The following is a 26,782-nucleotide window of genomic DNA, read 5'->3' as shown; positions in this document are numbered from 1 at the left end:
TTGCGTCCTTAATCGCTAACTTTACTATACTTAGAGACAATCCGCCGCATGTCGCTCATTGGCGGTTAGTCGTATCAGAGGAGTGATTTTATGAATCATGTCTGGGGACTTTTATCGCATCCCGATCGTGAGATGCACAGCATCAAGCAGGAAAATGAAACCGTTTCACACCATTATTCACATCATGTACTGATTATGGCGGCAATCCCGGTAATCTGCGCTTTTATCGGTACGACTCAGTTGGGATGGAATTTTGGTGCAGGCAGAACGGTACAACTTTCACCCTTCACGGCTATCGGACTGGCGATCCTGTTTTATATTCTGATTCTTGGAGCCGTTGCCCTCATGGGACGTGTTATTTACTGGATGGCACGTAACTATCCACAACGTCCGTCACTTCAGCGCTGTACGGTCTTTGCCGGTTATGTTGCCACGCCGCTCTTTATCAGCGGTATTGTCGCGCTCTATCCGCTGGTTTGGTTGTGTGTATTAGTGGGGGCGCTGGCGCTGGTCTATACCGGTTATCTGCTTTATGTCGGCATTCCAACCTTCCTGAATATTGACCGTGAAGAGAGCCTGCGTTTCTCCGGCTCGACGCTGGCCATAGGTATTTTGGTATTTGAAGTGTTGCTGGCCCTGACGGTCATTTTGTGGGGCTATGGTTATCGTCTGTTTTAAATCATGACGGCTGCTGACCTCTCAGCGGCCGTTTGTTTACGCTCAGAAACGAATCTTGTGTAGAATTTTGCGCTTTTGCCGACGTATTATGCTCGCGCCAGCCCCCGTGTAGCCACATTTTCCACGGACGGCGGCCTGTGCTTAGCACAGTTGCCTATTAACCCGGTCAAGTTTTTATACGATGCCTGCAAAAATTCGTTATTCGCTGCTGAGCCTGGCTCTTTTATTTTCTGGTCAGGGTATCCTGAATCAGGCTGTTGCCAGCCCCCGTTTGGCTGAAATGGCCCCCATGTCACAACCGGAAATCGCTTCCGGCAGCGCCATGATTATCGACTTGAATACCAATAAAGTGCTGTATGCGAGTCACCCCGATCGCGTCAGGCCGATTGCCTCACTGACCAAGCTAATGACGGCGATGGTGGTGCTGGATGCTCACCAACCGCTGGATGAGATACTCAGTGTGGATGTGAGCCATACGCCCGAGATGCGCGGCGTATTTTCCCGGGTACGATTGAACAGTGAAATCAGCCGTAAAAATATGCTGCTGCTGGCGCTCATGTCCTCAGAAAATCGTGCGGCGGCGAGCCTTGCACATCATTACCCCGGGGGATATGACGCATTTATCCGTGCGATGAATGCTAAAGCGCGTTCGTTGGGGATGAACAATACCCGTTATGTTGAGCCCACAGGCTTGTCAATTCATAACGTTTCCACCGCGCGTGACTTAACGAGGTTATTGATTGCGACAAAAAGTTATCCATTAATTGGTCAACTGAGCACCACACATGAGGATATGGCGACGTTTGCCCATCCGAATTACACCCTGCCGTTTCGTAATACCAACCATCTGGTTTATAAACCGGACTGGAATATTCAACTAACCAAAACGGGTTTTACCGATGAGGCCGGCCATTGTCTGGTGATGCGCACGGTAATTAAACAGCGTCCAGTGGCATTAGTGGTGTTGGATGCTTTTGGTAAATACACCCATTTTGCCGATGCAAACCGTCTGCGCGACTGGATCGAGACGGGAAAATCAGCACCGGTACCGGCATCGGCTCTCAGTTACAAAAAGCAGAAAGCGGCGCAGGTAGCCCGTAATACTGCAGGTGCTGAGTAATGGTGTTTAGGCCTGCCTGGAGCAGTGAGGGGCGGTGAGGCATTACTGCGCGCGACATCAAAAAGATGTTGCGCCATCTTAACTATTGCCCGATTAACACCGCTGTTTCCCGAACCCGCGCGTACGGCAGCAACAGTCGTCGCCGGGGTTGTGGAAGTCAGAGAATACATTGGCGCCATGTACCGTGATTAAAATATAACTCTGCTGGCCGCTAAATCAGCGTGCAACGCAGGAACAGGCAATGATTATCTCACCCATTTTCAACCGTGAATCTTATAGTGCAGATAACGACAAAAGCGTAAAATAACACGTTAAATGGCTGTGCTATACGCTACGTCCATCCTTGATAACCCCTTTGGATCCACCACGTTATGTCAAAGTTGTTAATTATTATTCGTGTTTTATTACTGGCACTGGTCGCGTCGACATCAGCATTCAGTATGGCAGCGGATACGTCATCGGCGCAGACACCTGACGGTGAAAGCGTCGCGCCCAAGGTTAACGCTGCAGTTGAACTGCCGAAGATGCAGAAAATCCTTGATAAAATCAAAGGGCAAGTATCGGGTGAAAATAACCAGAACAAGCTCGATCAGCTAAATGAAATGGCGCTGGAGCTGTCGGGTAATGCGGATACGCTCGCCCAGGCATTGATTCCACAGCGCGCGCAGGTCAATGCTCAACTGGCGGTATTGGGCCCTGCGCCCACGGCAGATAGCGGCGTGAAAGAAACGGCGGAGGTGACGCAGAAGCGTTCCTCGCTGGAAAATCAAAAAACAAAGCTGGACGAGCAGATCAAGCAGTCGGATGCGATCAAAAGTGGTGCGTTCAATCTGTCTGCACAAATTGTTAATTTGCGCAGAGATGCGCTAAAAACGCAGTTGGCATTAAACTCCGGCAGTATTTTTGGCCCACGTTTCTGGGCCCCATGGTTTGGGTCGCAGGAACAGGATATCAAAAAAATCAATGCATTCTCAGAGGAATTGTTCTCTACCGCCGCACTCTCCTGGGAGCCGGGTTGGCGTTTCGGTACCGTAGCCTGGATTCTTGCTGCCTTACTGGTGGCGACCTTAGGCCGCCGCTATTGTGAGGAGTTCCTGGCCTGGATTAGCATTAACGTCATGCCTGAAGGGCGTTTGCGCCGCAGTTTTCTTGCCGCAACGGTGGCATTAACCACGCTTATCGCTGTGGTGCTTGCCTTTAACTTCCTTGATTTTGCCATGACCCGACGCGATGAAGTGTCGGACGACGTGCAGGCTTTCATCGATAAACTGGTGCAGCTTAGCGTCTTCTGCGGCTTGATTGCCGGCCTTGGACGGGCATTTCTCTCGAATCGCCGACCTTCATGGCGTTTGCCGACTATCTCGAACGATGTCGCACTGGCGCTGAAACCCTTTCCGCCATTGACCGCAGCATTAGTCTTCGTTTTTCAGACGCTGGAAGACTTTAACAGCAGCGTTGGCACCAGTATTAGTACCACCATCTGGGCCAACGGTTTAACCGCTCTGCTCATCGGTTCAACTGCACTTTCCATCAGTCTCCGCACCAGCCGCGTGCGGCGCAGAATGACGCATGAAGGACAGCATCCTGAAGCCAAGTCGATGCTGGTGGGGTTGTTGCAGATGGCGATGACGTTAACCGGCATCGCTATTCTGGCATCGCTGGTTATCGGTTACGTTACGCTGGGGCGCTTTCTCAGTTATGAATTGATCTGGACAGGAATAGTATTCAGTTCACTTTATCTGCTTAGCCACCTGGTCACCGATCTTTGTGAAGCACTGTTATCGACCAACAATACCACCGGAAAACGGATTCAGGCATCGCTGAATATTGATGCGCGCCACCTGTCTCAGGCCGCTGCGTTGCTGTCTGCCATCGGAAAGACCTGTCTGATTTTGTTTGCTGCCGTTGCGCTGCTTAACGGTACTTTTGGAACCTCAACCCCTCTTGAGCTGCTGCAAAAAGCACTGGAGTTCTGGGGGGGCAAGGGACTGGAATCGCTGAATATTGTTCCTGCGCATATGGTCAACGCATTAATTTGCCTGATCGTCGGTATCTATGTGCTGCGGGCGGTGAAGCGCTGGTTGGATAAGGACTTCTTGCCAAAAACCACTATGGATATTGGTATGAGGGTGTCATTAGTCACCCTGTTTAGCAATATCGGGTATGTGCTGGTGATTTTGCTGACGCTGTCGACCATGGGGCTGCAGTGGAACAAGCTGGCATGGATCGTCAGCGCGTTATCGGTGGGTATCGGTTTTGGTCTACAGGAAATTGTTAAGAACTTTATTTCGGGACTGATATTGCTGACTGAACGCCCGGTTAAAGTCGGCGATCTGGTGAGCATCAGCGGTATTGAAGGGGATATTCGCCGCATTAACGTGCGTGCGACCGAGATTCAATTAAGTGATAAATCCACGGTTATCGTGCCGAATTCACAGCTGATCTCTCAGAATGTGCGCAACGCCACGATGGGTAATGCGCAGGGTGTGGCAACCATTACCTTAACCTTTCCACTGGATATCGATCCGGTGTTGGTTCGCCAACTCTTGCTTGACGTTTACCACGAAAATGAGCGTATCCTTGAAACACCGGAGCCGTCAGTTTCCTTTAAGGACCTGACGCCTTCCGGCATTGTATTGAGCGTAACCGGGAATGTGGGTAGCCCGCGTCAGGTCAGCGGTGCGAAAAGCGATCTGCTCTTTGATATCCTTACGCGCCTGCGCAAAGAGGGCGTAGTGCTCTCAACGCCGCAGAGTATGGTGATTGAGCGTAAAAGCGGCAATGTCGTGGTGAAAGAGAGTACTGAAGAGTAGTTGAATCATATCAGGCAGCAGGGTTCACCTGCTGCCTGTTGTTTAGTGCCGATCTTCACAGCGGCAATCAGCCCAGTTTTTCGTCCGGGTAGTTTTTCCAATTCCAGGATTAAAACTGTTGGTAGGATCGAGCTGCTGATAAAACGCTGCCAATTGTGGTTTAGCCTGATACAAATGGCCAACGTTATGTTCTGCCGGATATTCTGCGCCGCGGGCGGACAGTATTGCCAGCATTTTCTCTTTCAGCGCATGCACATCAACCCCTTTTTTGACGATGTAATCCTGGTGGAAAACATGACATAAAAAATGGCCGTAGTAGAGGCGATGAACCAAAGACTCATCAATTTCTGCGGGCAGTTTTTCGAACCAGTCACGATCGTTGCGGCGTAGCGCAATATCCAGGGCCAGAATATCTTCAACCTCATCGTGGTGAACCGCGTGATAGCGAACCGCTGCGCCTGCGGCGGCAAAACGATGCAAAAATGCTTTAGCACCTTCTTGTTCATCACATTCAAAAAATGCCCCTTCGGCTTCGCGAAAATAATGGTTTAAAAATGTTCGCGCCTCAGCAATGCCATCACCTGACATTTTCAGCATCAGGTGATGTTCAAAACGTTCCCGGTACTGTTTCATTCGTTTCGGCAGGTGCGAAGGGAGCCAGCGGCTGACGTTTTGCAACAAGCGATCGAGAGCATTAGGTTTAATCAATGGCAGGCGATTCAACAGGGCATCAGCACGACCTTTAAGCGTGAAAAACAGTGGCATTTTATCCGTGCCCAGTTTGTCTATCATCACAAAAGCGTCTTTACCGTAGACCTCAGCAATATCAAAAATATCGCGATGCATATATTCACCGGCGGTAGGCAAGTGAGTAAAGTTAGCCAGCATATGACGACGCAAATCGCCGAGCACTGCGGTGCTATTGGTGCCGATATAAAACACCTGTTGTGCACTTTCAGCTGCAAACGTATCAAGTCGTACGGCAAATACCGCCAGCTTACCTGCACAGCCTGACGCTTCAAACAGACGACGCGCATCAGCATTGAAACGTGATGGCGTATCTGCATCGATATCACGTACGCGCTCGGCGTACTCGCCATCGGAAGCATGTCGGCTATCGTACATCACATCGTTTTCACGCCAGCTTTCATCGTCAAGCTTTGACAGAATCTGTTCTGGTGACGTGCCAAGATGCATACCGAGGTGATTAACCAACTGCAGTTTTCCCTGCGAATTAATCTGTGCGTAGAGAGCCATTTCAGTATAGGCCGGACCGCGTTTAACCAGTGAACCACCTGAGTTATTGCAAATGCCACCCATTACCGAGGCACCAATACAGGATGAGCCTATTACCGAATGGGGTTCACGTCCTAGCGGTTTTAACGCTTTCTCCAGTTGATAAAGCGTGCTCCCGGGCAGAGCCAAAACCTGTTTACCGCCGTCAATTAACTGGATTTTGTCCATGCGCAGCGTGCTGATGATAAGGATATCGCGCTGATAATCGCTGCCGTTCGGCGTTGAACCTTCTGTCAGGCCGGTATTTGCTGCCTGCATTAAAATAATTTTGTCAGCGTTGACTGCGGCATTTAACACGTACCACAGTTCCAGTAACGAACCGGGAAAAACTACGGCCAGTGCATCGCCCTGGCCGGAACGGAAACCCTTACGATAGCGTTCGGTTTTACGCGGGTCGGTCAACATATGACGCGGACCAACAATACGGGCCAACTCTTCAAGCAGGGTTTTATTGAGCGAGGTTTCAGAAGTGTGCATGTCCATTGTCCTGTTTTCTATATCAGAATGACTGTAGCACGCTAAACACGGTGGGGTGATCCTGATAATAATGTGTGTAATGCGACGTGAATCCGCTCTGTAAGCGGCAAAACTACCTGCTTATCGCAACTTATGGCACACTGCGCTCATGCTGTAATCAATGAATACCATATACGTTTTATTGCGCAGTTTTTTGAGAGAAACTTAACTGATGAAATGGATTTACTCTGTCAGCCTTGCTGTCACCCTGGCGATGCAACCCGCGTTCGCCAATGAGCTGTTTGGTCAACATCCGCTTACCCCTGAAGCCCGTGATGCCTTTGTCACCGACCTGCTGAAAAAAATGACCCTGGATGAAAAAATTGGCCAGATGAGGCTGATTACCGTTGGGCCAGAAAATACGAAAGACGTGATCCGCGGGATGATCAAAGATGGTCAGGTTGGGGCTATTTTTAATACCGTAACGCGTCCTGATATTCGGGCCATGCAGGACCAGGTAATGCAATTAAGCCGCCTGAAGATCCCGCTTTTTTTTGCTTATGATGTGGTGCATGGCCAACGTACTGCCTTTCCGATCCCTTTGGCATTGGCTTCGAGTTGGGATCTGGATGCTATTGCGACCGTTGGACGCATTTCTGCCTATGAAGCGGCCGATGATGGTTTGAATATGACTTGGGCGCCAATGGTTGATGTAACGCGTGAACCTCGCTGGGGACGGGTATCTGAGGGCTTTGGCGAAGATACCTGGCTCACCTCAGAAATGGGCCGCGCGATGGTAGAATCCATGCAGGGTAAAAGTCCTGCCGATCGTTATTCGATCATGACCAGCGTGAAGCACTATGCGGCTTATGGCGCAGTTGAAGGTGGACGTGATTACAATACCGTTGACATGAGCCCGCAGCGGCTATTCCAGGACTATCTGCCTCCTTACAAAGCAGCACTGGATGCGGGAAGCGGTGGCGTGATGGTTTCACTCAACGCGATCAATGGCGTACCGGCTACCTCCAACAGTTGGCTACTGAAAGATATTCTGCGCGATGAGTGGAAATTTAAAGGCATCACTATCAGCGATCATGGGGCGATCAAGGAACTGATTCGGCATGGCGTAGCCAGCGATCCGCAGGATGCCGTTCGCGTTGCGGTTAAAGCTGGCGTGAACATGAGCATGAGCGATGAATACTACAGTCGTTATTTGCCCGAACTGGTCAAAAACGGTGCCGTGACGGAGCAGGAAATCGATGATGCTACGCGGCATGTACTCAACGTGAAATATGATATGGGACTGTTTAACGATCCCTATAGCCATTTAGGACCGAAAGAGAGCGATCCTGTCGATACCAATGCGGAAAACCGTCTGCATCGCACGCAAGCACGGGATGTCGCGCGTAAAAGTATTGTGCTACTGAAAAACAGGCTGGAAACCCTACCGCTGAAAAAAAGCGGGACTGTTGCGTTGATCGGACCGCTGGCTGATAGCCATCTCGATATGATCGGGAGTTGGTCTGCTGCTGCGGTCGCAGCACAATCGGTAACCTTGCGTCAGGGCATGAGTAATGCGCTGGCCAACAAGGCGACGTTATTGTATGCCAAAGGGGCAAACGTCACCGACAACAAAGGGATTATCGACTTCCTGAATTTGTATGAACAAGCGGTGCAGATAGACACCCGCTCGCCTCAGGCGTTACTGGATGAGGCCGTTGCCACGGCGAAAAAAGCTGACGTTGTCGTGCTCGCTATCGGCGAAGCACGCGGGATGGTTCATGAAGCATCCAGTCAGACAAACATTATCATCCCTGACAGCCAGCAGAAGTTAATTGATGCGGTGAAAGCCACCGGAAAACCTCTGGTTCTTGTTCTGATGAACGGACGTCCGCTGGCACTGGTGAAAGAGGACCAGCAAGCGGATGCTTTACTGGAGACTTGGTTTAGTGGTACGGAAGGCGGGAATGCCATTGCCGATGTTCTGTTCGGTGACTATAACCCGTCGGGTAAACTGCCGATGTCCTTCCCTCGTTCGGTGGGACAGATACCGATGTATTACAATCACCTGAATACGGGGCGTCCTTATAACTATCTGGTGCCCAATAAATATACCTCGCATTATTACGATGAGGCAAATGGGCCACTGTTTCCGTTTGGTTATGGCCTTAGCTACACCCGCTTTTCGTTATCTGACGTAAAAATGTCGGGGAGCACGATGTCGCGCGAAGGGTCGGTAACGGCCAGTGTAACGGTCACCAACACCGGTAAGCGTGATGGCGCGACTGTCGTACAGCTTTACCTGAACGATCAGGTTGCCTCCATAAGCCGCCCGGTTAAAGAGCTGAAAGGCTTTAAGCGTATCATGTTAAAAGCCGGTGAATCACAAACCGTCAGCTTCAAAATTGATAAAAGTGCGCTGATGTTCTGGAATGCTCAAATGCAGCAGGTTGCTGAACCTGGTAAATTTAGCGTTATGATCGGACTGGATTCAGCGAAGACCGTGAACAGCGAGTTTACCTACCTGTAGTGTGACGTTGTCAGACTATCGTTGATTATCACGCCAGCATATATATCGTGCTGGCGTTTTTTTCGCGGTTAAGCTGGGGATTCAGTTTACCTGGGTTTTATCGGCAGGAGATGCAAAAACAGCATGAATTGGATCCGCCATAACCTTCAGCAGCAGGTTTTCCGTCTGAATGGCCTGTCGCTAAATGAATTTGATATCACATTGCCTGTTGGCGATCCGGGGTTATATGGGCCGGATAGCGTCATCTGGCGCGTGCACGGTGATTTTACCTCAATGCTTTGTGGCGGCATTAGTGCGTTGTTGATGCAAATGCTGCATCCATTGGCGCTGGCTGGCGTATGGGATCACTCCACGTTCCGTGCGGATATGCTGGGAAGACTACGTCGTACCAGCCAGTTTGTCGCGGTGACGACTTTCGGTAACCGTGCTGATGCCACAACCTTAATTGAACGCGTCAAGCGTATCCATTTAAACGTTAATGGCGTAGACGCCGCTGGCAATCCTTATGCTGCCAGCGATCCGGCTCTGCTTACCTGGGTGCATATTGCGGAGGCCAGCCGCTTCCTTGCTGCACATTTACGTTATAAAAATCCAAAACTTAGCCATGAAGAGTGTGATCGCTACTATGTCGAAGCGGCGCAGGTTGCCGAAGCGCTGGGTGCGGAAAACGTGCCTAAAAGCCGGCAGGCAGTGGAACACTATCTGATCGAAATGCGTCCTCAGCTACGTTGTGACGATCGTACCCGCGAAGTGATGCATTTGCTGATGAATGCGCCTGCGCCAAGTTGGCAGGCTAAACCTGTGATGAAAACCATGATGCTGGCGGGTATTATGTTACTGCCTCAATGGGCACAGCAGTCGTTCGGGTTTACCTTTTCCCGCTGGCAGCGGATGAAAGTCGACAGGCAAATAGCGCTGATTGCTATGGGGTTACGTTGGGCGGTACAGAATGGCGCTTATCAGCGGGCTATGCAGCGTATGGGACGGGGCTTTTGAGAGTTTTACCCTTGCTTTAACGTGGCACTACGAGGGATCCTGCACTATTCTCGGGGAAAAAGGGTCCCTCCAGGTTACGTAGAGGTTTTATGTCACAGTCGCATCGGATTGCTGAGGTTGCCAATCAGCAACAAACGCTCAACGCCGTTATTGAACAGGGGGAGCGTGCCGCCTACTTCTACATTTGGCCAGCAGAACCTTTCCGTACGAAATATGCCGTGCGGGGATGCTGGTTACGCAATCTCTTACCCGCGCCACAGCAGGAAGATCACGATGCGATGGAGCAGGGCATTGCGCCACTGCTTAGCGCTGAATATTGCCGAACACTCGAAGCGGAACCCCCGCTTGATCCGGCGGGATTGCAAATTATCTGGGAACCTGGCGATGATGGTGCGGCGGTATGGTACCAGGGACAATTGCTGGCGGTGATCCCTGGCTGGAGTTTATATCAGGACAAACAGGTGAGCTTTTCTGCAGGCTGTATAAAGCATAATCGCCTCACAGCGCCGCTGGGATCCGCTTCAACGAACGAATACTACGCACTGGCTGAAAAGCATCGCTTGTTCTGGCGAGACTGGCACGATGGCCACCTGTGGGAGCCAATGCAGCGTGAGATGCTGAAATGCTATGCGGAACAGTATGGTGAATCGTTAAAATACTACAGTATCGATCAAGGTAACTGGCCACCGATGGCAATCTCTCAGCACTTTTCGCAGGGTGTTTGGTATTTCCTGACGCTGGGGATGAGCATTCGCCCAATGCCACGGGTTGATTTTCTGTATGAAGATCTGGCTCCTCAATACCGCCGTACTGAACTGGCCATCGCGATTGATGCTGAGGTGATGACGGAGGACAATGCCGTACAAATGGCCAGTGCGCTAGCCAGTTTCGCGCACTTCCCCTGGGCTCAAATTAGCTGGATCGGTGAAGGTCATACGCTGGAGTCACCCGTTGCACCCGTAGGATTTGACGGCTTTTTACTTTCTGCTGAACTGGCAGGTGATGCCGGTCAGTTCCCGTTACCTCAACGCGAGCGGGAAAAGGTGAACTTGCTGTGGGCAACGCCAGTAACGACAGCCGAACGTGAGTTTGCCCGTATGGATGAAAAAGGGGGATATCATCTGGTGGCACGTTTGCTGCAACAGGGAGCCGATCATGTTTTTCGCCCGCGTCAGCAGGTGGTTGAGGGCGCAAATTAGCCTTACCGTCTGACGTCATGCCATTTACAGTTTACTATAGCTTGGGCGACGGGATGATTATCCCAAGTGAGTGTTCTACGAGACCCACTGCTACGCGTTGCAATCACGCTCGAGATGAGAAGATCCTGGGCGGTATTAAGAGGATGTGATCCCTCTGTAAGGTTTTTATCGCCGACAGAGATTGTTATCCGCTCCGGTGTTTTTTGAGGGCCACTTTGGCGATGGATATGCCAGAATAAGTGAGATTAGTCTTAAGGAGTTTTCATGTCAGCAATAGAAGTCATTCTGGTCGACCACCTTGACCGCCCAACCGGCAGAATGGAAAAGCTTGAAGTGCATGAGAAAGGGTTATTGCACCGGGCGATAACGGTCTACGTCTTTAATTCGCAGCAGCAACTATTATTACAACAGCGCGCCAGTGGTAAATATCACTGCGGCGGACTGTGGAGCAATACCTGCTGCGGTCATCCTTACCCGCAAGAATCAACGCAGCATGCGGCAGAACGCCGTCTGTATGAAGAGATGGGCTTACGTTTGACGCTCACGCCCGTGTTTGAGTTACGTTATAACCTGCCGATGAGTAACGGACTGACTGAACACGAATATGGCCATGTTTTTTTCGCCATTAGCGATCGGCTACCGCAAATGAATCCGGTAGAAGCGGAAGACTGGCGCTACAGTTCGCTCGCAGATATTCAACTGGAAATTCAGCAGGCACCGGAACGTTTTACGCCCTGGTTTTTACATACTTTCACGCGCATCCCGCAGTACTTTGAAGCCTTCACCCGGACACGATGATAACGAGCCGGAACGTTTTTGTTGCTAAGGTTCAGTCGCGTATGAATGGCTAATTAATGGCGGTTGCGGCTCATCCCGATAGCGCGCAAGAGGCCGATGCGCCGCAGGAATAACGGTCTTTAAGACACAAAGTCCTCAGCATCAACGTCATAACCTGAAGGTTCCCAACGTACTATCAGCAAAGCCGCTAAGCCTGCAAAGGGTGCAAGGGCGATTACCCAAAACACGTCGGTATCAAGCGAGGCCGCCAGCAACGGGAACAGAAACAGTGAAACCGTCGAGCTTGCCCGCATGAGCGTCTGGTTGAAACCGACGCCCACGCCGCGTAGTGAAGTCGGGTAACTCAGCGAAGCATAGGTCATGGTATGAGAGCCAGGACCAAAGCCCTGGCCCAGTAAAAATATGGCCAGCATCGCAATGGCGACAGCGGCTTCTTCACCGCCTTCAGGACGACCAATAACCGCTAAGCCAAGCAGCGCCACCAGTTGAAAGGCATAGCCCAGTACCGTCATTTTCCATGCGCCAAAACGCGGCACCAACCGCACTGCTAATATGCCGCCGACAAATGCAAAAAGTAGATTAAGTGCCAGTGAAACCAGAATAGTGGTCAGCATTGATTGTGCGAAGAAACTTGAAATAATCACCGGCAGGCCAAAGGCGACGGCATTATAGGCAAAGGAAGACGCGACGGAAATTACGGTCGCCAGTAGCGTACGCCGAAGATAAATGCCTTTCAGCAGCTCGCCGTAATTGCGCCAGCTGGCGCGGCGCGGTGGTTTTACTGGCGTTAAATTGGCATCGTCAGCCACTTGGGCATTTATGCCATAAGAATGGCGCAAAATTTTCGCAGCACCGCGTAGGTCGCCTTGATTGGCGGCCCATATCGGCGATTCACTCATATAACGACTGCGGATGGCAATAATCACCAGCGCGGGAACCGCGCCAAAACCTAAAATAAGGCGCCATAACCAGTCAGTATGGCTTTCAGGCAGCACTGCATATAGCAACAGGACCAGCAGGTAAGAAATACTGATAGCGGCATACCAGGTCGGACACCACATGGCGATACTGGCCGCTTTATTGCCTCTTCCTTTGAGTTTAGAAAACTCGGCAAGGAAGGCCATTGCCACCGGTAAATCAATACCGACTCCCAGTCCCATAACGAAGCGCGCACCAGCCAATACATATTCATTTGGTGCAAAGGCGCAGGCGATTGCGGCAAAAACAAAAAAGAACATATCGGCCATGAACACTCGGTAACGGCCGATTTTATCAGTGAGATAACCCCCTATGAGTGCCCCAACGATGGCACCAAAGGTGATCGCTGAGGCAACCATTCCGGTTCCTGCAGGGGTCAAATTAAATTCGCGGGTAACATCCTTTATGCCAAAGGCCAGTGCGCCAAGATCGTAGGCGTCAAGAAATACGCCGCCTAGTGCAATACCAATGACAATACGTGCATTGCTTCGTGCCTGAGTACTGGTATTCACCAGATGAGAAACATCAGCGGCGCTGCGCAGAATTTCTGTTCTGCCCGTTGGAACTGCACCTGCCTGCGCGATGTGCGCAGAAGCGATAGCGAGAGACATGATATTGCACTAACGGTTATGTTATTTGTTCAACAGCATAACCAGCCAATACGGCCATTCAAATTCCCAGAAGTTATAAGATATGCATTATGGGCATTAAGGTTAAACCATCGCGTGCATCATGGGGAAGTTTGAGCGCGCGGCTAAAAAAATGAGATTCTATTTGACGGCATATGTGTGCAAATAGATTGTGTATTTTCCCGTTCATTTACGGAATGAAAGGTTTAATTAGAGAAATGGATGAAAATGCGGCTGTCGTGCACGCGCCGTGCGACAGGCGATCATTTTTCATCTACGCTTTTGGCAATACCCGACGCGGAGCGGGATGATGAAATAAAGGGGAACGTGATGAATAAGTCTGTTTTTCGGGGTAGCGTGCTGGCCTTAATTGCCTTTGCTGGCATCGCACAGGCGGCAGATCCTGTGCGCGTGGGTTCAAAAATTGATACCGAAGGTTCACTGCTGGGAAACATGATTTTGCAGGTACTGGACAAACACGGAGTAAAAACCGTTAACAAAATCCAGTTGGGGACCACTCAAGTCGTGCGTGGCGCGATTACCGCGGGTGAGTTGGACATTTATCCTGAATATACGGGGAATGGCGCTTTCTTCTTTAATGATGAGAACGATCCGGCGTGGAAGAACGCTAAAGCTGGCTATGAAAAGGTGAAAAAGCTGGATGAAGAAAAAAATCAGCTGACGTGGCTCGCTCCGGCGACAGCGAATAACACCTGGACCATTGCCGTACGTGGCGATCTGGCTGAAAAAAATCAGCTTAAATCTCTTGAGGATCTTAGCCGCTATCTGAAATCAGGCGGTGAGTTCAAACTTGCGGCCTCGGCTGAGTTTATAGAGCGCGCTGATGCACTTCCAGCCTTTCAGAAGGCTTATGGTTTCACGCTAAAACAGGACCAGCTATTGTCGCTGGCTGGTGGCGATACGGCGGTGACAATCAAAGCGGCAGCGCAGCAGACCTCCGGCGTGAATGCGGCGATGGCATACGGCACGGACGGACCGGTAGCAGCGCTCGGGCTACACACATTAAGCGACCCGAAAGGCGTACAGCCTATCTATGCCCCCGCCCCGGTCGTGCGTGATGCGGTGCTAAAACAGTATCCCGATATGGAAAAGTGGCTGCAGCCAGTTTTCGCTTCGCTGGATGCGACAACCCTGCAGCAACTGAATGCTAAAATTGCGGTAGAAGGGCAGGATGCGAAGAAAGTCGCGGCAGACTATTTAAAACAAAAAAATCTGCTGTAAACACAAAAACTTCATGCGGGGCGACACGGTTCGCTCCGCAACCGTATTAGGGCCTGAGAAATTTTGCGAATAACCATCCATAACCGCGTATTACTTACGCTGGTGGTATTGCTGGTCATTGCCGCAGCGACGCTACCTTTCCTCACTTATGCGCCTAATCGACTGGTCTCCGGGCAGCCGATCCCGCTATCTCAATTACTGAATGGCATCAACTGGCTGCTTTTGCTGCCCGTTGTACTCCTTTTATTGCTTGCGTTTCGCCCGGTTAACCGACGCAACCTTATATTTGTGATGCTACTAAGCGAGCTACTTCTGACGCTAATTGTTGCGCTCAGTGGGAGCGAGGCCATAACGCTATCACAACAGGGGAGTGCACTGGCGCGCGCCTCGTTTGGCAGCGGCTTCTGGCTGGTCGCGGCACTCTGCTTGCTGATGGCGGCGGATGCACTGTCACGCGCGACTCCCAGTGCGTTATGGCGGCTGTTACTCAATGCGCAAATGTGGTTGCCGGTTATGATGTTATTGCTTTCCGGTCAACTCGACCAACTGGCATTAATGAAAGAGTACGTAAACCGCCAGGAAGTATTCGATGAAGCGCTATCCCGACATCTTATGCTGCTGTTTAGTACGCTACTCCCAACGATCGTTATCGGTGTTCCGCTGGGACTGCTTTGCTACCGTAAGCAAAAGCTCCAGGCTTCGGTGTTTGCGGTACTGAATGTGATCCAAACCGTGCCGTCGGTGGCCTTGTTTGGTCTGTTAATCGCGCCATTAGCTGGTTTGGCAAAAGCATGGCCCTGGCTGGCGACTATCGGTATCAGCGGCATTGGTGTGGCGCCCGCCCTGATAGCGTTGGTGCTCTATGCGTTGCTGCCATTGGTCCGTAGCGTGGTGGCGGGATTACAGCAGGTACCCTCTGACGTGATTGAAACGGCGAACGGTATGGGCATGACGCGTATGCAAATTTTCTGGCATGCCGAAGTGCCGCTGGCGCTGCCGGTAATGCTTAGTGGTCTGCGGGTTATCGCAGTGCAGACCGTAGGGATGGCGGTGATCGCCGCACTTATTGGTGCGGGTGGATTTGGCGCGATTATCTTTCAGGGGCTGCTGAGCAGCGCGCTGGAACTGGTGTTGCTTGGTGTTATTCCGGTCATTGCTATGGCCGTTATCGTCGATGCCCTGTTTAAATTTTTGATCTCAATACTGAAGGTGGAGCGCTAATGATCAACTTCAATCAGGTCGCTAAATACTTTGATGGAAAACTGGCCGTTAGCGACCTCACGCTGAATATTGCCGAAGGGGAGTTCACCGTGTTGATCGGGACATCGGGTTCCGGCAAATCGACCACATTAAAAATGATCAACCGACTTATCGAGCATGATGAGGGAACGATAAAGTTTGCCGGCGAAGAGATCCGCCGTTTTAATCCACAGGTACTGCGGCGGCGAATGGGATATGCCATTCAGTCAATTGGCTTGTTCCCCCACTGGACGGTTGAAAAGAATATCGCCACCGTGCCTGCATTATTGAACTGGTCGAAAGCGCGTGTAGCCGATCGGGTGACAGAGCTTTTAGCGTTGCTTAATCTCGAACCCGAATTCCGTCACCGTTATCCTCATCAGCTTTCCGGTGGACAGCAGCAACGTGTCGGCGTTGCGCGCGCGCTGGCAGCCGATCCCGAGGTGCTATTAATGGACGAACCCTTTGGTGCCCTTGACCCGGTCACTAGAGGCGCGTTGCAGCAGGAAATTATTCGGATCCATCAGCTATCGGGGCGCACCATTGTACTGGTGACGCATGATATTGATGAAGCGTTAGCGCTGGCTGACAAGATCGTATTAATGGACGGGGGACGTGTGATCCAACAGGGTAAACCGGTCGAGCTACTGACAAAACCGGCCAATGCGTTTGTACGCGATTTTTTTGGTCGCAGTGAACTCGGTGTCAGGTTGTTATCGCTGGGCAGCGCCGGAGCGGCCGCGCGTCGGGGCGAGTGGCTGGAAGAGGAGGCTATTTCGGGTGAGATGACGTTGCGTGAGGCGTTGTCGCAATTTATCGCTCGTCAGACGGACCGCTTACCGGTGCTCGACAAACAGCAAAAACCGTTGGGTGTATTGCATTTTAGCGATCTGTTACGCCAGCGGGGGACCCTGTGATGCGTGTTATCCGCGATCCATTACTGTGGCTCTTGTTGTTGTTTATCGCGTTGCTGATGGCAATGCCTTACAGCGGGCCGCTATTTGCCAATTGGTTTCCGCAACTGGAGCGCCCGCTTTATCAGCAGGATAGTTTTGCCCAACTTGCGCTGGCGCATATTCAACTGGTGATGATATCCAGCCTGTTCGCTATTGTTATCGGTATGGGGGCGGGAATTCTGGTGACACGGCGGAAAGGGAATGAATTCCGTTCACTGGTAGAAACGCTGGTTGCGGCAGGACAAACTTTCCCGCCCGTAGCGGTACTGGCTATTGCGGTGCCGGTAATGGGCTTCGGCGATAAGCCGGCTATTATTGCTCTACTGCTGTATGGGCTGTTGCCGATACTGCAGGGGACGCTGGCCGGTATTGGTGCGGTACCTGCGAATGCGCGTGAGATTGCTGAAGGTGTAGGCATGAGCTCACTGCAAATTTTATGTAAAGTCGAATTACCGCTGGCGGCGCCAGTTATCCTCGCGGGCATTCGCACCTCAGTGATAATTAATATCGGTACGGCTGCCATTGCCTCAACCGTCGGTGCCAGAACTCTGGGGTCGCCGGTTATTATTGGCCTCAGCGGCTTTAATACAGCCTATGTTATTCAGGGCGCAGTGCTGGTGGCACTGTTGGCTATCCTTACGGATCGCCTGTTCGAACGGTTGTCGCACTGGCTCAACCGGCATGCAGGATAATGCTATAACCTACCAGCATCAGGCCGCCCATACCGCCGATGGCCATGACCAGAAAGGTGGTAATAATCGCGATTTTTTTCAGGTTCATTGTGTTGCCTTGATAAAAAAGAGGGCGGATCATAACGCGATCTGCCCGTTCATCATAGGTGATGAGCGCCGTTTATTAAGCATAACGCTGCCACCTGTGAGTCATGGAGATACGGGACAGATTAGATAACTCTGTGATTAACCGACAGATGCACGCTGTCCCGAAACGCTATTGGGATGCTTCAACGGGCATCACTGAAAACCCCTGTTCCTGCCAGCGAGCTATCTGTTCTTGCTGGTTACGGGTTAGTTTCTTGCCGGTCCAGACAAAAATATCCTGTCCGGGAAACAACTCCGGACGTGGTATATCCAGCGGTTCTGATAATACATCAATGCGCCAGCCATGCTGTGATAAACGCCAGGCCTCAAGCCAGATGCGGGTGCGATCCTCTGCACCCCAACCGATTAACAGGGCATCCTTGCCGGTTTTTTTACGCGAGCCTGTAAGGCAAAACGCGGCGTAATCGATAAGAACGCCATCCAGAAGACTGCACAGGGCACGCGCGGTATTCTGATCGAGTCCTAAGCGCTGACGTACTGGCACAATAACGTGATCAATGAGGGCATCAACAGGATTTTCACGCCCCATCGCCGCAATTTTGCTACGCAATTTCGCTGGGCGTACTTTACGCAGTACCAGAAGTAGCTCTTCCTGCAATATTGTCCACCCATCGTGGACATTGATGCTTTCGCCTTCCAGCAGAACTTTGACTTTACCGACTGGCACGCCACTTTCAATCCAGCGCTTAATTTCTTCGATACGTCGAATATCGTCTTCGTCAAACAGACGATGTCCTCCTTCTGTGCGCTGGGGCTTCAGAAGTCCATAACGGCGTTGCCACGCCCGTAACGTGACGGGGTTGATACCACTGCGCTCGGCGACCTCACCGATACTATAAAAGACCATCTGTTCCTCATTTCCCTACTGCCTTGCAGTAACGTTAGCCTGGGTCAATCAACATTGTACAATAAAATTGCATTTGTATAGGTTGCTTTTGAGGCTGAAAAACGCAAATCTCAATTATGAGAAAAGTTCCCGTTAATGAGATTTTATGGCGCAACTCACTGAGACTGAACAGCGGCTGGCATTACGTTTATCAGAGTTGAGAGTGGCGCAGGGTTGGTCACTTGAAACACTATCGACGATCGCCGGTATTAGCCGTGCTTCGCTGTCGCGTATTGAACGCGCCGAAACCAGTCCTACAGCGTCATTGCTCAATAAACTTTGTGCCGCCTACGGGTTGACAATGTCCCGTTTGCTGAGTGAGGTTGAAGACGATGCGCCACACCATTTACCACCGGCTCAGCAGCCGGTTTGGATTGACATTAACACGGGTTTTGAACGTCGCGGACTCTCCCCGCCAGCCGCAGCGTTTCGTGCAGAAATTGTAGAAGGCCGCTTACGTGCGGGCGCGCGTATTGAGTACGATGTACCCTCTGTGGCTGGGCTTGAGCAGCATATCTGGCTGCTTGAAGGCGAGTTGGAGATTACCATGAATGATCGACACTGGCGGCTGGCGGTCGGGGATTGCCTGCGTTTTCACCTTTATGGACAGTCTTGTTTCTATGCACCGAACGCGGCTGCACGTTATGTCTTGGTGGTATGCCGATGATTGAATACCAACGATTAAACCATGAGCAAGCTCAGCGGGAGCAAGCATCACTGTGTCAGGTTTTAGCTAACTGCGTTGCAGAAGGTGCCAGCGTAGGTTTTACTGATGCGGCTGATTTGGCCTCTATGAGGCGTTTTTGGCAGGGAGTGATCGCCGATATCGCCAGTGGCGAAAAACAACTTCTGGTTGCGCGAAAGCAGGGGAAAATTATTGGCACGGTCACTGTTGCGATCGGGATGATGCCGAATGGTACGCATCGTGCTGAAATTGCAAAACTGCTGGTTAACCCAGATATCCGACGTCAAGGCGTTGCATATCAGTTAATGAAAAAAGCTGAAATAATCGCCCTTGAAGCAGGTAAAACCTTGCTGGTGTTAGATACGCGCAGCGGCGATATCGCTGAAAAATTATATGTATCGCTCGGCTGGATAGTGGCAGGGCAGATCCCGGGTTACGCACGTTCAACAGAGGGCGTGCTTGATGCGACAACGATTATGTATAAATGGATAAAATAAGCGCGCATTCGCGTTCAGAGGTGATATCACGCCGATAACGGCAGGACGCGGGGTAAACAAGCTTTATCCGGAGATTGGTGTCAGCAGTCCGGTTATTTTCGGCATGGCAGGGGCAATTTGTGTAAGGCCGATGATACCGACCACCACAGCATAATGCTGTTTTTCGTCTCACTAAGGTCAGGCTTTGTCGCGTCATGTGGTTTAAAGCCAATGATCGCGGTTCTAATAAACGATATATCGTTTCTGACTTTGGTAACACCCTGCTGCTGCGCTATCGATTTGGGAGACGCTATTCAATGTATGGTAAACTGCTGCCGTTAAGCTGTTACCCATTCTGTATTTTCGGTAGTGCAATGCGGTGTTTTGTGATTATTCGTTGCGCGCAATATAGACTCATAAATTAGCAACCCGTTGATATAAAACAAAACATAAGATAAATGCTAACCTCCACAATTAAAGCGCAAATTGGTCAGTGGTATAAAGCACTGCAGCAGCAGGTCCCTGATTTTATCCCCCGAGCTCCCCAGCGTCAGATGATTGCTGAAGTCGCAAAAACGCTGGCCGGAGGCGATGCACGACATCTGGCCATTGAGGCTCCTACTGGCGTAGGAAAAACATTGGCATATCTGATTCCCGGTATTGCTATTAGTCGTGCAGAGGAAAAGCCGCTGGTGGTGAGTACGGCTAATGTTGCTCTTCAGGATCAAATATTTAGTAAAGATTTGCCGCTGTTAAAGAAAATTATTCCCGATCTAAAATTTACCGCCGCATTTGGGCGTGGGCGCTATGTCTGCCCGCGCAATCTCTCCGCATTGGGCACCGATCCGGATCGGCAAGGAGATTTGCTGCTGTTCCTCGATGATGCATTCACTGCCAGCAAAGACGAACGCGCTATTTGCGTTACGCTGCAAAAATCACTCGATCGCTATCAATGGGATGGTCTGCGTGACCACAGTGATGAAGCGATAGACGATTCGCTCTGGCAGCGTTTAAGCACTGACAAAGCCAACTGCCTGGGGCGTAATTGCCACTGGTTTCGGGAATGCCCTTTCTTTGTGGCCCGACGGGAGATTGAAAACGCCGATGTGGTGGTTGCCAACCATGCGCTGGTGATGGCGGCGCTGGAGACAGAATCGGTATTACCTCCGCCTAAAAATCTGTTACTGGTACTGGATGAAGGACACCACCTGCCTGATGTAGCCCGCGATGCGTTGGAGATGAGCGGCGAGATCACGCCGGGCTGGACCAGCATTCAGCTTGACCTCTTTGTGCGGCTGGTGGAACAGTGCATGGCGCAATTTCGCCCCAAATCACCGCCATCGCTGGCGAATGTTGACAGGCTAAAAGGCCATTGTGAAGAGCTGCGTGAGCAGCTACAGCTGTTATCACAGATTTTTGCCCACTATTTGCCGCACGATAACCGTGCGGGGGAATTCCGGTTTGAAATGGGGGTATTGCCGGAAGAGGTACTGACGATTTGTGCGCGGTTATTTAAGCTAAGCGATGCATTGCGCGGGCTTGCGGAAGCGCTACTTAACGATCTCAGTGAGAAGACAGGCCAGTATGATGTGGTACGCCTGCATCGCACGCTGTTGCAAATGAACCGCGCTTTTGGCTGGTTTGAGTCTGTAACCAAATTATGGCGCCTGGCCGCCATGGAAAAGGCCTCAGGTGCGCCTGTTTCCAAGTGGGTGACGCGCGAGTTACGCGACGGCAATGTGCATCTTTCGCTGCACTGCGCGGGTATTCGCGTGAGCGATCAGTTGGAAAAACTGCTGTGGCGCAAGGTGCCACATGTGGTAGTGACCTCAGCAACCTTACGCTCACTGAATAGTTTTAACCGCCTGCAGGAGATGTCGGGCCTTAATGAAAAAATCGGCGATCGTTTTGTTGCGCTGGACTCTCCCTTTAACCATCAGGAACAGGGTAAGCTGATCATCCCGCAAATGCGCTACGAGCCTATGATGGCGAACGAAGCGGCGCATCTGGCGGAGATGGCGCATTTTTTCCGTCAGCAAATTGCTGGTGATACGCACAAAGGTATTCTGGTGCTGTTTGCCAGCGGTCGGGCAATGCAGCAATTCCTTACGCACGTGACGGATTTACGTCTGTCTATGCTGGTACAGGGGGATAAGCCGCGATCCCGGCTGGTAGAGTTGCACCGTAAACGTGTTCAGCAAGGGCAGACCAGCATTCTGGTTGGGTTACAATCCTTTGCCGAAGGATTAGATCTGAAAGGCGATCTTCTGTCTCAGGTGCATATCCATAAAATCGCTTTCCCACCGGTGGACAGTCCGGTAATTTTGACGGAAGGCGAATGGTTGAAAAGTCTGAACCGCTATCCGTTCGAGGTGCAAAGTTTACCCAGCGCTTCGTTTAATCTCATTCAGCAGGTGGGACGGTTGATCCGAAGTCACGAATGTTTTGGTGAAATCGTGATTTACGATCGTCGTCTTATCAGCAAAGGTTATGGGCCACGCCTGTTGGCCGCATTACCGGTATTTCCCATTGAACAGCCTCCGATGCCGGAGGGAAAACCGCCGCAGGTGAACCACGATAGCGGCGTGAAAAAGCCAACGCGGCGACGTTAGCGCGGGCTGTGGCAACCATGTCTGCTGGCAATGCATCAGAACGGGGAGACGAATAGAGCGATGGATTACACTAAAATTATTAAAGAGATTGGGCGTGGGAAAAATCACGCCAGAGACGTTGATATTGACACGGCACGTATGCTTTATCAGCAGATGTTACTGGGCGACGTCCCGGATCTTGAGCTCGGCGGTATCCTGGTTGCACTGCGTATTAAAGGTGAAGGCGAGGCTGAAATGCTCGGGTTTTATCAGGCGATGCAGCAGCAGATGATGCGCCTGACTCCGCCTCCTTCGAAGCTAAAGCCGATCGTTATTCCCAGCTACAATGGGGCGCGTAAGCAGGCGAACCTGACGCCATTGCTGGCGTTACTCTTATCGGCGCTGGGGTTTCCGGTTGTGGTACATGGCGTCAGCGACGATCCAACGCGTATAACCAGTGAGACGGTATTTGCCGCGTTGGGCATAATGCCTGCGAACGATGCCCAACAAGCTCAACAGCATCTCAATGCGGGCAGGCCAGTATTTATCTCGATAGAAACGCTCTGTCCGCCGCTGGCGAAGCAGCTCTCGCTGCGCTGGCGGATGGGCGTGCGGAATAGCGCGCATACCTTGGCCAAACTGGCCACACCGTTTGAAGAAGCGGCTGCGCTGCGTCTTTCCAGTGTCTCTCATCCGGAGTATGTGGCCCGCGTTGGCGCCTTTTTTAGCGCTATCGGGGCTCCTGCGCTGCTGCTGAATGGAACAGAAGGTGAGGTTTATGCCAATCCGCAGCGCTGTCCTGCGATAAATCTGATCCCTGGGAACGATGTGGAACCCCTGGTTTTACTGCCGCGCCAGGAAGAAAATACGATTGATGATGCATTGCCTGTATCGAAAGACGCAGATGTTACCGCCACCTGGATACAGCGTGTGATAAATAAAGACATTGCGGTGCCGCAATCATTGCGTCTGCAAGTGGCCTGCTGCCTGGTTGCAGCCGCAGAGGCTGCAAATATTGAGGCGGGACTGGCCATTATTGAACAGGCCGGATTCTGAAAATCGGCGGGTGAAAATGGCTTCTGCCCGCCGGTCAGACAGGCAAAACCCGTTGAGTCAATATGACTAATACGTCGCTATTTTACTGGCTTACCGGCATTCGCTGCTCAATAAGTTGGCACCAGATTTTAATTCCCTGTTCGATCAGCGCATCATTGAAGTCATAGTGGGCGTTATGCAGCGGTTGTGATGGCGTCGTGCCATCAGCACCGATCCAGAAATAGGCGCCGGCACAGGCTTCCAGCATGCAGGCGAAATCTTCGGAAGCCATTGAGGGATTGACTTCCCAGTGAACATTCTCGGCAGCGTAAATACCTGATGCCGCATCACGGACGTTAAGAGCAGGCTGGAGATGATTGGCCGTGACCGGATACCCCGGATACCAGACAATCGATCCTTCCACGCCAAACGGTACCGGTAGCGTTGCCACAAAATCATCAATCAACGTTCGTACTTTACTGCGGACTTCATCTTGCAAGCAGCGGACAGTCCCGCGCAGCGTAACCTGCTCGGGAATAACATTTATCGCTTCTCCACCGTTAATTTGCGTGATGCTCACCACAGCAGAGGCCAGCGGTGATAAGCGACGCGAAGGGATGGTTTGTAGTGCCAGAATAAGCTCAGCCGCGGTCACGACAGGGTCGGCCCCGTTTTCAGGCATGGCCGCATGGCAGCTTTTTCCGTTCAGCGTAATTTCGAAGGCGTCCAGTGAAGCCATCATCGCGCCGCTATTCACGGCAACATGTCCTACCGGCAGCCCCGGCCAGTTATGTAACCCATAAATTTCATCCATAGGAAACAGCGTGAACAGGCCTTCTTCGACCATTTTACGCGCGCCGCCAAGGTTCTCTTCGGCGGGCTGAAAAACAAAATGTACCGTTCCCTTAAAGCGACGGGTTTCACTTAGCCGTTGCGCCGTTGCCAGTAGAATAGCGGTGTGACCATCGTGACCACAGGCGTGCATTACGCCCGGAGTTGTGGATTTATGTATCGGCTCGCCCAGTTCGGTAATCGGTAGGGCATCCATATCCGCCCGCAGCCCAATGATCGGTCCGGGTCCGTTCTCGAGCGTCCCGACAACCCCAGTTCCTGCCAGTCCGACATGAACCTGCAGACCAAAACGACGTAGCTGTTCGGCGACCATTCGTGATGTGTGCACTTCCTGATAACCCAACTCCGGTTGCGCATGAAGCTGGCGTCGCCAGCCAATCGCGTCTTCAATCAGCGTAAGGGGAATGGTCATAGCGTGTCTGTTCTCCATTGGGGGCTGCTCATCCATTGCGCAGCAGTGCGCAAACGATACGGTTTCACTTTAGATGCAACGGTAGCGTGGCGTCCATACCGTTATACATCAGGTTGTCGATGCGCAGGCGCTCTCGCTTTTCCCTGTGACTTATCTGGGGGAGTCCAGGGACTCTCCTCCGGCACCCAACATAGGTGTTTCCGGCGGCTCGCATTATTTAGCGTATATCTATCGTTAAAAAAATCACAATTACCTTACGATTTATCTTAAACAATGCGGGGTGTACGCGGTATTACGGCAGAAAAGGAGGCGGCGGAGCATGCGAGAGAATATAAAGAGAAGGCCGGGTTAGCCCGGCCGGAAAGGTTACTTCTCCATCGGTAAATTCAGTTGATGTTTTTCCGCACAACGTTGGGCAATATCGTAGCCCGCGTCAGCGTGGCGCATTACGCCAGTGGCGGGGTCATTCCACAGCACACGTTCCAGACGGGCATCGGCTTCTTTGGTTCCGTCGCAGACAATGACCACGCCCGCATGTTGCGAGAAGCCCATGCCCACCCCCCCGCCATGATGCAGGCTAACCCAAGTGGCGCCGCCAGCGGTATTCAACAGCGCATTAAGTAATGGCCAGTCAGAAACAGCATCAGAGCCATCTTTCATGGCTTCCGTTTCACGGTTAGGAGAGGCAACGGAACCGCAGTCAAGGTGATCACGACCGATGACCACGGGCGCTTTTAGCTCGCCGTTGCGGACCATTTCGTTAAATGCCAGCCCCGCAAGATGACGTTCGCCCAGGCCGAGCCAACAGATACGAGCAGGCAACCCCTGGAATGCAATACGCTCCTGTGCCATATCCAGCCAGCGCAGCAAATTTTTATTCTCAGGAAATAGCGCTTTCAGTTTGGCATCGGTTTTATAGATATCCTCAGGATCGCCGGACAGGGCGACCCAGCGGAATGGCCCTTTGCCTTCACAGAACAGTGGCCGAATGTAGGCCGGGACGAAGCCCGGGAAATCAAAGGCATTTTCTATCCCTTCATCCAGCGCCACCTGACGAATGTTATTACCATAATCCACCGTGGGAATGTCCATATGGCAGAAGTCGAGCATGGCCTGAACATGCACGGCCATTGAGGCACGGGCGGCTTTTTCTACTGCTTTTGGATTGGTGATGCGCTCGTCGTTCCAGCGATCAAGGCTCCAGCCAATCGGCAGATAACCGTTAATCGGGTCGTGGGCGGAAGTTTGATCCGTCACGATATTCGGTTTCATGCCGCCGGCTTTCGCCCGCTTCACTAATTCAGGCAGGATCTCTGCAGCATTGCCGAGTAAGCCAACGGAGATAGCACGTTTCTCGCGGTTGGCGTCATCGATCATCTGCAGCGCGTCATCAATACTATAAGCCTTGTAATCGAGATAACGGGTGCGCAGGCGAAAATCAATGCGAGATTCCTGGCACTCTACCGCCAGCACAGACGCGCCCGCCAGTACGCCTGCCAGCGGTTGCGCGCCGCCCATGCCGCCTAATCCTGCGGTAAGAATCCATTTGCCACTCAGGTCGCTATTAAAATGCTGGCGGCCCGCTTCGGCAAAAGTTTCATAGGTTCCCTGGACAATGCCTTGCGCACCAATATAGATCCACGAACCCGCGGTCATCTGTCCGTACATCATCAGGCCCGCTTTATCCAGTTCGTGAAAATGGTCCCAGTTGGCCCAGTGGGGTACCAGATTTGAGTTAGCAATCAGTACGCGAGGCGCATCGGCGTGGGTACGAAATATACCAACCGGTTTGCCGGACTGGACAAGCAGCGTCTCTTCAGCTTTAAGCGCGCGCAGAGAGCGCAGAATCTCTTCAAAACACGCCCAGTTACGAGCTGCCTTGCCAATACCGCCGTACACCACCAGGTCCTCCGGTCTTTCTGCCACATCAGGATCGAGGTTATTTTGGATCATGCGGAAAGCGGCTTCGATCAGCCAGTTTTCGCAGTGCAGTTCACCGCCACGTGGCGCTCGGATCTCACGGGCAACGGCTTTGCTTACGGATTCACTCATTCTCTTTTCCTTTTCCAAACGGTC

General features: G+C 51.7%; 21 protein-coding genes. 15 read left to right on the top strand and 6 right to left on the bottom strand.

Translation table 11 applies throughout. From position 1 onward, the window contains the following. The first annotated feature begins 90 nt into the window (after positions 1-90). The 3 genes from J1C60_RS11905 (at position 91) to J1C60_RS11895 (ending at position 4,611) form a co-directional block, all read left to right on the top strand. Positions 91-678, top strand: coding sequence for a Yip1 family protein (locus J1C60_RS11905; protein WP_128177860.1), 588 nt, complete (start codon positions 91-93; stop codon positions 676-678). 181 nt (positions 679-859) lie between these two features. After that, positions 860-1,798: a D-alanyl-D-alanine endopeptidase gene (pbpG, locus tag J1C60_RS11900; protein WP_128177859.1), complete on the top strand. Its 939-nt coding sequence runs from the start codon at positions 860-862 to the stop codon at positions 1,796-1,798. Positions 1,799-2,169: 371 nt separating this feature from the next. Continuing rightward, a complete protein-coding gene (locus tag J1C60_RS11895) occupies positions 2,170-4,611 on the top strand; it encodes a DUF3772 domain-containing protein (RefSeq protein WP_128177857.1) in 2,442 nt (813 codons plus the stop codon). 42 nt (positions 4,612-4,653) lie between these two features. On the opposite strand, the gene dld is transcribed toward J1C60_RS11895, so the two are convergent. Beyond that, positions 4,654-6,384 (bottom strand): D-lactate dehydrogenase, encoded by a 1,731-nt coding sequence (dld, locus tag J1C60_RS11890; RefSeq protein WP_128177856.1) that lies wholly within the window; start codon positions 6,382-6,384, stop codon positions 4,654-4,656. A gap of 211 nt (positions 6,385-6,595) precedes the next feature. On the opposite strand from dld, the gene bglX reads away from it, so the two are divergent. From bglX to idi, 4 genes are all read left to right on the top strand, one after another. Beyond that, positions 6,596-8,893, top strand: coding sequence for a beta-glucosidase BglX (bglX, locus tag J1C60_RS11885; protein ID WP_128177854.1), 2,298 nt, complete (start codon positions 6,596-6,598; stop codon positions 8,891-8,893). Between the two features lie 123 nt (positions 8,894-9,016). Beyond that, positions 9,017-9,889: an oxygenase MpaB family protein gene (locus J1C60_RS11880; protein WP_128177853.1), complete on the top strand. Its 873-nt coding sequence runs from the start codon at positions 9,017-9,019 to the stop codon at positions 9,887-9,889. 89 nt (positions 9,890-9,978) lie between these two features. Further along, positions 9,979-11,088 carry a suppressor of fused domain protein gene (locus tag J1C60_RS11875; RefSeq protein WP_128177851.1) on the top strand — a complete coding sequence of 370 codons (1,110 nt, stop codon included), beginning with the start codon at positions 9,979-9,981 and terminating at the stop codon, positions 11,086-11,088. A 264-nt stretch (positions 11,089-11,352) separates the two neighbouring features. Next, positions 11,353-11,886, top strand: a complete 534-nt coding sequence (idi, locus tag J1C60_RS11870) for an isopentenyl-diphosphate Delta-isomerase (RefSeq protein WP_128177850.1) — start codon at positions 11,353-11,355, stop codon at positions 11,884-11,886. 119 nt (positions 11,887-12,005) lie between these two features. On the opposite strand, the gene J1C60_RS11865 is transcribed toward idi, so the two are convergent. Next, on the bottom strand, positions 12,006-13,475 hold the full coding sequence (locus tag J1C60_RS11865; RefSeq protein ID WP_128177849.1) for an MFS transporter: 1,470 nt from the start codon (positions 13,473-13,475) through the stop codon (positions 12,006-12,008). Between the two features lie 348 nt (positions 13,476-13,823). Here J1C60_RS11865 and osmF point away from each other — a divergent pair, with 348 nt between their 5' ends. The 4 genes from osmF (at position 13,824) to J1C60_RS11845 (ending at position 17,622) form a co-directional block, all read left to right on the top strand. Further along, the gene (gene osmF, locus J1C60_RS11860) at positions 13,824-14,735 is read left to right on the top strand and encodes a glycine betaine ABC transporter substrate-binding protein OsmF (RefSeq protein WP_128177847.1); all 912 of its coding nucleotides are present in this window, start codon (positions 13,824-13,826) and stop codon (positions 14,733-14,735) included. Positions 14,736-14,798: 63 nt separating this feature from the next. Then, the gene (locus tag J1C60_RS11855; protein ID WP_128177845.1) at positions 14,799-15,956 is read left to right on the top strand and encodes an ABC transporter permease; all 1,158 of its coding nucleotides are present in this window, start codon (positions 14,799-14,801) and stop codon (positions 15,954-15,956) included. Beyond that, the gene (locus J1C60_RS11850; RefSeq protein WP_128177843.1) at positions 15,956-16,891 is read left to right on the top strand and encodes an ABC transporter ATP-binding protein; all 936 of its coding nucleotides are present in this window, start codon (positions 15,956-15,958) and stop codon (positions 16,889-16,891) included. The genes J1C60_RS11855 and J1C60_RS11850 overlap by 1 nt, the downstream gene beginning before the upstream one ends. Continuing rightward, on the top strand, positions 16,891-17,622 hold the full coding sequence (locus J1C60_RS11845) for an ABC transporter permease (protein ID WP_128178008.1): 732 nt from the start codon (positions 16,891-16,893) through the stop codon (positions 17,620-17,622). The genes J1C60_RS11850 and J1C60_RS11845 overlap by 1 nt, the downstream gene beginning before the upstream one ends. Here the strand turns inward: J1C60_RS11845 and J1C60_RS18770 are convergent. Next, a complete protein-coding gene (locus J1C60_RS18770) occupies positions 17,603-17,710 on the bottom strand; it encodes a hypothetical protein (protein WP_229655749.1) in 108 nt (35 codons plus the stop codon). The genes J1C60_RS11845 and J1C60_RS18770 overlap by 20 nt on opposite strands. 168 nt (positions 17,711-17,878) lie before the next feature. Further along, positions 17,879-18,616: a MerR family transcriptional regulator gene (locus tag J1C60_RS11835; RefSeq protein ID WP_128177841.1), complete on the bottom strand. Its 738-nt coding sequence runs from the start codon at positions 18,614-18,616 to the stop codon at positions 17,879-17,881. Positions 18,617-18,761: 145 nt separating this feature from the next. Here J1C60_RS11835 and J1C60_RS11830 point away from each other — a divergent pair, with 145 nt between their 5' ends. From J1C60_RS11830 to ybiB, 4 genes are all read left to right on the top strand, one after another. Next, on the top strand, positions 18,762-19,322 hold the full coding sequence (locus J1C60_RS11830) for a helix-turn-helix domain-containing protein (protein WP_128177839.1): 561 nt from the start codon (positions 18,762-18,764) through the stop codon (positions 19,320-19,322). Next, positions 19,319-19,837 carry a GNAT family N-acetyltransferase gene (locus tag J1C60_RS11825; protein WP_128177837.1) on the top strand — a complete coding sequence of 173 codons (519 nt, stop codon included), beginning with the start codon at positions 19,319-19,321 and terminating at the stop codon, positions 19,835-19,837. Before J1C60_RS11830 ends, J1C60_RS11825 begins: the two co-directional genes overlap by 4 nt. A 437-nt stretch (positions 19,838-20,274) precedes the next feature. Beyond that, positions 20,275-22,428 (top strand): ATP-dependent DNA helicase DinG, encoded by a 2,154-nt coding sequence (gene dinG / locus J1C60_RS11820; RefSeq protein WP_128177835.1) that lies wholly within the window; start codon positions 20,275-20,277, stop codon positions 22,426-22,428. 60 nt (positions 22,429-22,488) lie between these two features. Continuing rightward, positions 22,489-23,463: a DNA-binding protein YbiB gene (gene ybiB / locus J1C60_RS11815; protein WP_128177833.1), complete on the top strand. Its 975-nt coding sequence runs from the start codon at positions 22,489-22,491 to the stop codon at positions 23,461-23,463. Positions 23,464-23,545: 82 nt separating this feature from the next. Here ybiB and J1C60_RS11810 read toward each other — a convergent pair whose 3' ends face one another. Both J1C60_RS11810 and hutU read right to left on the bottom strand, forming a co-directional pair. Further along, positions 23,546-24,706, bottom strand: a complete 1,161-nt coding sequence (locus tag J1C60_RS11810; RefSeq protein ID WP_128177831.1) for a M20 aminoacylase family protein — start codon at positions 24,704-24,706, stop codon at positions 23,546-23,548. A 366-nt stretch (positions 24,707-25,072) separates the two neighbouring features. Beyond that, positions 25,073-26,758 (bottom strand): urocanate hydratase, encoded by a 1,686-nt coding sequence (gene hutU, locus J1C60_RS11805; protein WP_128177829.1) that lies wholly within the window; start codon positions 26,756-26,758, stop codon positions 25,073-25,075. Positions 26,759-26,782: the final 24 nt, after the last annotated feature.

The sequence above is a fragment of the [Pantoea] beijingensis genome, from assembly GCF_022647505.1.
Lineage (GTDB): Bacteria > Pseudomonadota > Gammaproteobacteria > Enterobacterales > Enterobacteriaceae > Erwinia > Erwinia beijingensis.
The sequence above is the reverse complement of the archived record's forward strand: the minus strand, read 5'-3'. Positions and strand labels throughout refer to the sequence as shown.

What these genes read in the sequence shown, in the direction of transcription:
- J1C60_RS11875 (WP_128177851.1), top strand. Translation starts at nt 9,979, where the DNA reads ATGTCACAGTCGCATCGGATTGCTGAGGTTGCCAATCAGCAACAAACG.
- J1C60_RS18770 (WP_229655749.1), bottom strand. Translation starts at nt 17,710, where the DNA reads ATGAACCTGAAAAAAATCGCGATTATTACCACCTTTCTGGTCATGGCC.
- hutU (WP_128177829.1), bottom strand. Translation starts at nt 26,758, where the DNA reads ATGAGTGAATCCGTAAGCAAAGCCGTTGCCCGTGAGATCCGAGCGCCA.
- J1C60_RS11835 (WP_128177841.1), bottom strand. Translation starts at nt 18,616, where the DNA reads ATGGTCTTTTATAGTATCGGTGAGGTCGCCGAGCGCAGTGGTATCAAC.
- J1C60_RS11880 (WP_128177853.1), top strand. Translation starts at nt 9,017, where the DNA reads ATGAATTGGATCCGCCATAACCTTCAGCAGCAGGTTTTCCGTCTGAAT.
- pbpG (WP_128177859.1), top strand. Translation starts at nt 860, where the DNA reads ATGCCTGCAAAAATTCGTTATTCGCTGCTGAGCCTGGCTCTTTTATTT.
- J1C60_RS11850 (WP_128177843.1), top strand. Translation starts at nt 15,956, where the DNA reads ATGATCAACTTCAATCAGGTCGCTAAATACTTTGATGGAAAACTGGCC.
- J1C60_RS11865 (WP_128177849.1), bottom strand. Translation starts at nt 13,475, where the DNA reads ATGTCTCTCGCTATCGCTTCTGCGCACATCGCGCAGGCAGGTGCAGTT.
- ybiB (WP_128177833.1), top strand. Translation starts at nt 22,489, where the DNA reads ATGGATTACACTAAAATTATTAAAGAGATTGGGCGTGGGAAAAATCAC.
- J1C60_RS11905 (WP_128177860.1), top strand. Translation starts at nt 91, where the DNA reads ATGAATCATGTCTGGGGACTTTTATCGCATCCCGATCGTGAGATGCAC.
- idi (WP_128177850.1), top strand. Translation starts at nt 11,353, where the DNA reads ATGTCAGCAATAGAAGTCATTCTGGTCGACCACCTTGACCGCCCAACC.
- osmF (WP_128177847.1), top strand. Translation starts at nt 13,824, where the DNA reads ATGAATAAGTCTGTTTTTCGGGGTAGCGTGCTGGCCTTAATTGCCTTT.
- J1C60_RS11830 (WP_128177839.1), top strand. Translation starts at nt 18,762, where the DNA reads ATGGCGCAACTCACTGAGACTGAACAGCGGCTGGCATTACGTTTATCA.
- J1C60_RS11845 (WP_128178008.1), top strand. Translation starts at nt 16,891, where the DNA reads ATGCGTGTTATCCGCGATCCATTACTGTGGCTCTTGTTGTTGTTTATC.
- J1C60_RS11825 (WP_128177837.1), top strand. Translation starts at nt 19,319, where the DNA reads ATGATTGAATACCAACGATTAAACCATGAGCAAGCTCAGCGGGAGCAA.
- dld (WP_128177856.1), bottom strand. Translation starts at nt 6,384, where the DNA reads ATGCACACTTCTGAAACCTCGCTCAATAAAACCCTGCTTGAAGAGTTG.
- dinG (WP_128177835.1), top strand. Translation starts at nt 20,275, where the DNA reads ATGCTAACCTCCACAATTAAAGCGCAAATTGGTCAGTGGTATAAAGCA.
- bglX (WP_128177854.1), top strand. Translation starts at nt 6,596, where the DNA reads ATGAAATGGATTTACTCTGTCAGCCTTGCTGTCACCCTGGCGATGCAA.
- J1C60_RS11895 (WP_128177857.1), top strand. Translation starts at nt 2,170, where the DNA reads ATGTCAAAGTTGTTAATTATTATTCGTGTTTTATTACTGGCACTGGTC.
- J1C60_RS11810 (WP_128177831.1), bottom strand. Translation starts at nt 24,706, where the DNA reads ATGACCATTCCCCTTACGCTGATTGAAGACGCGATTGGCTGGCGACGC.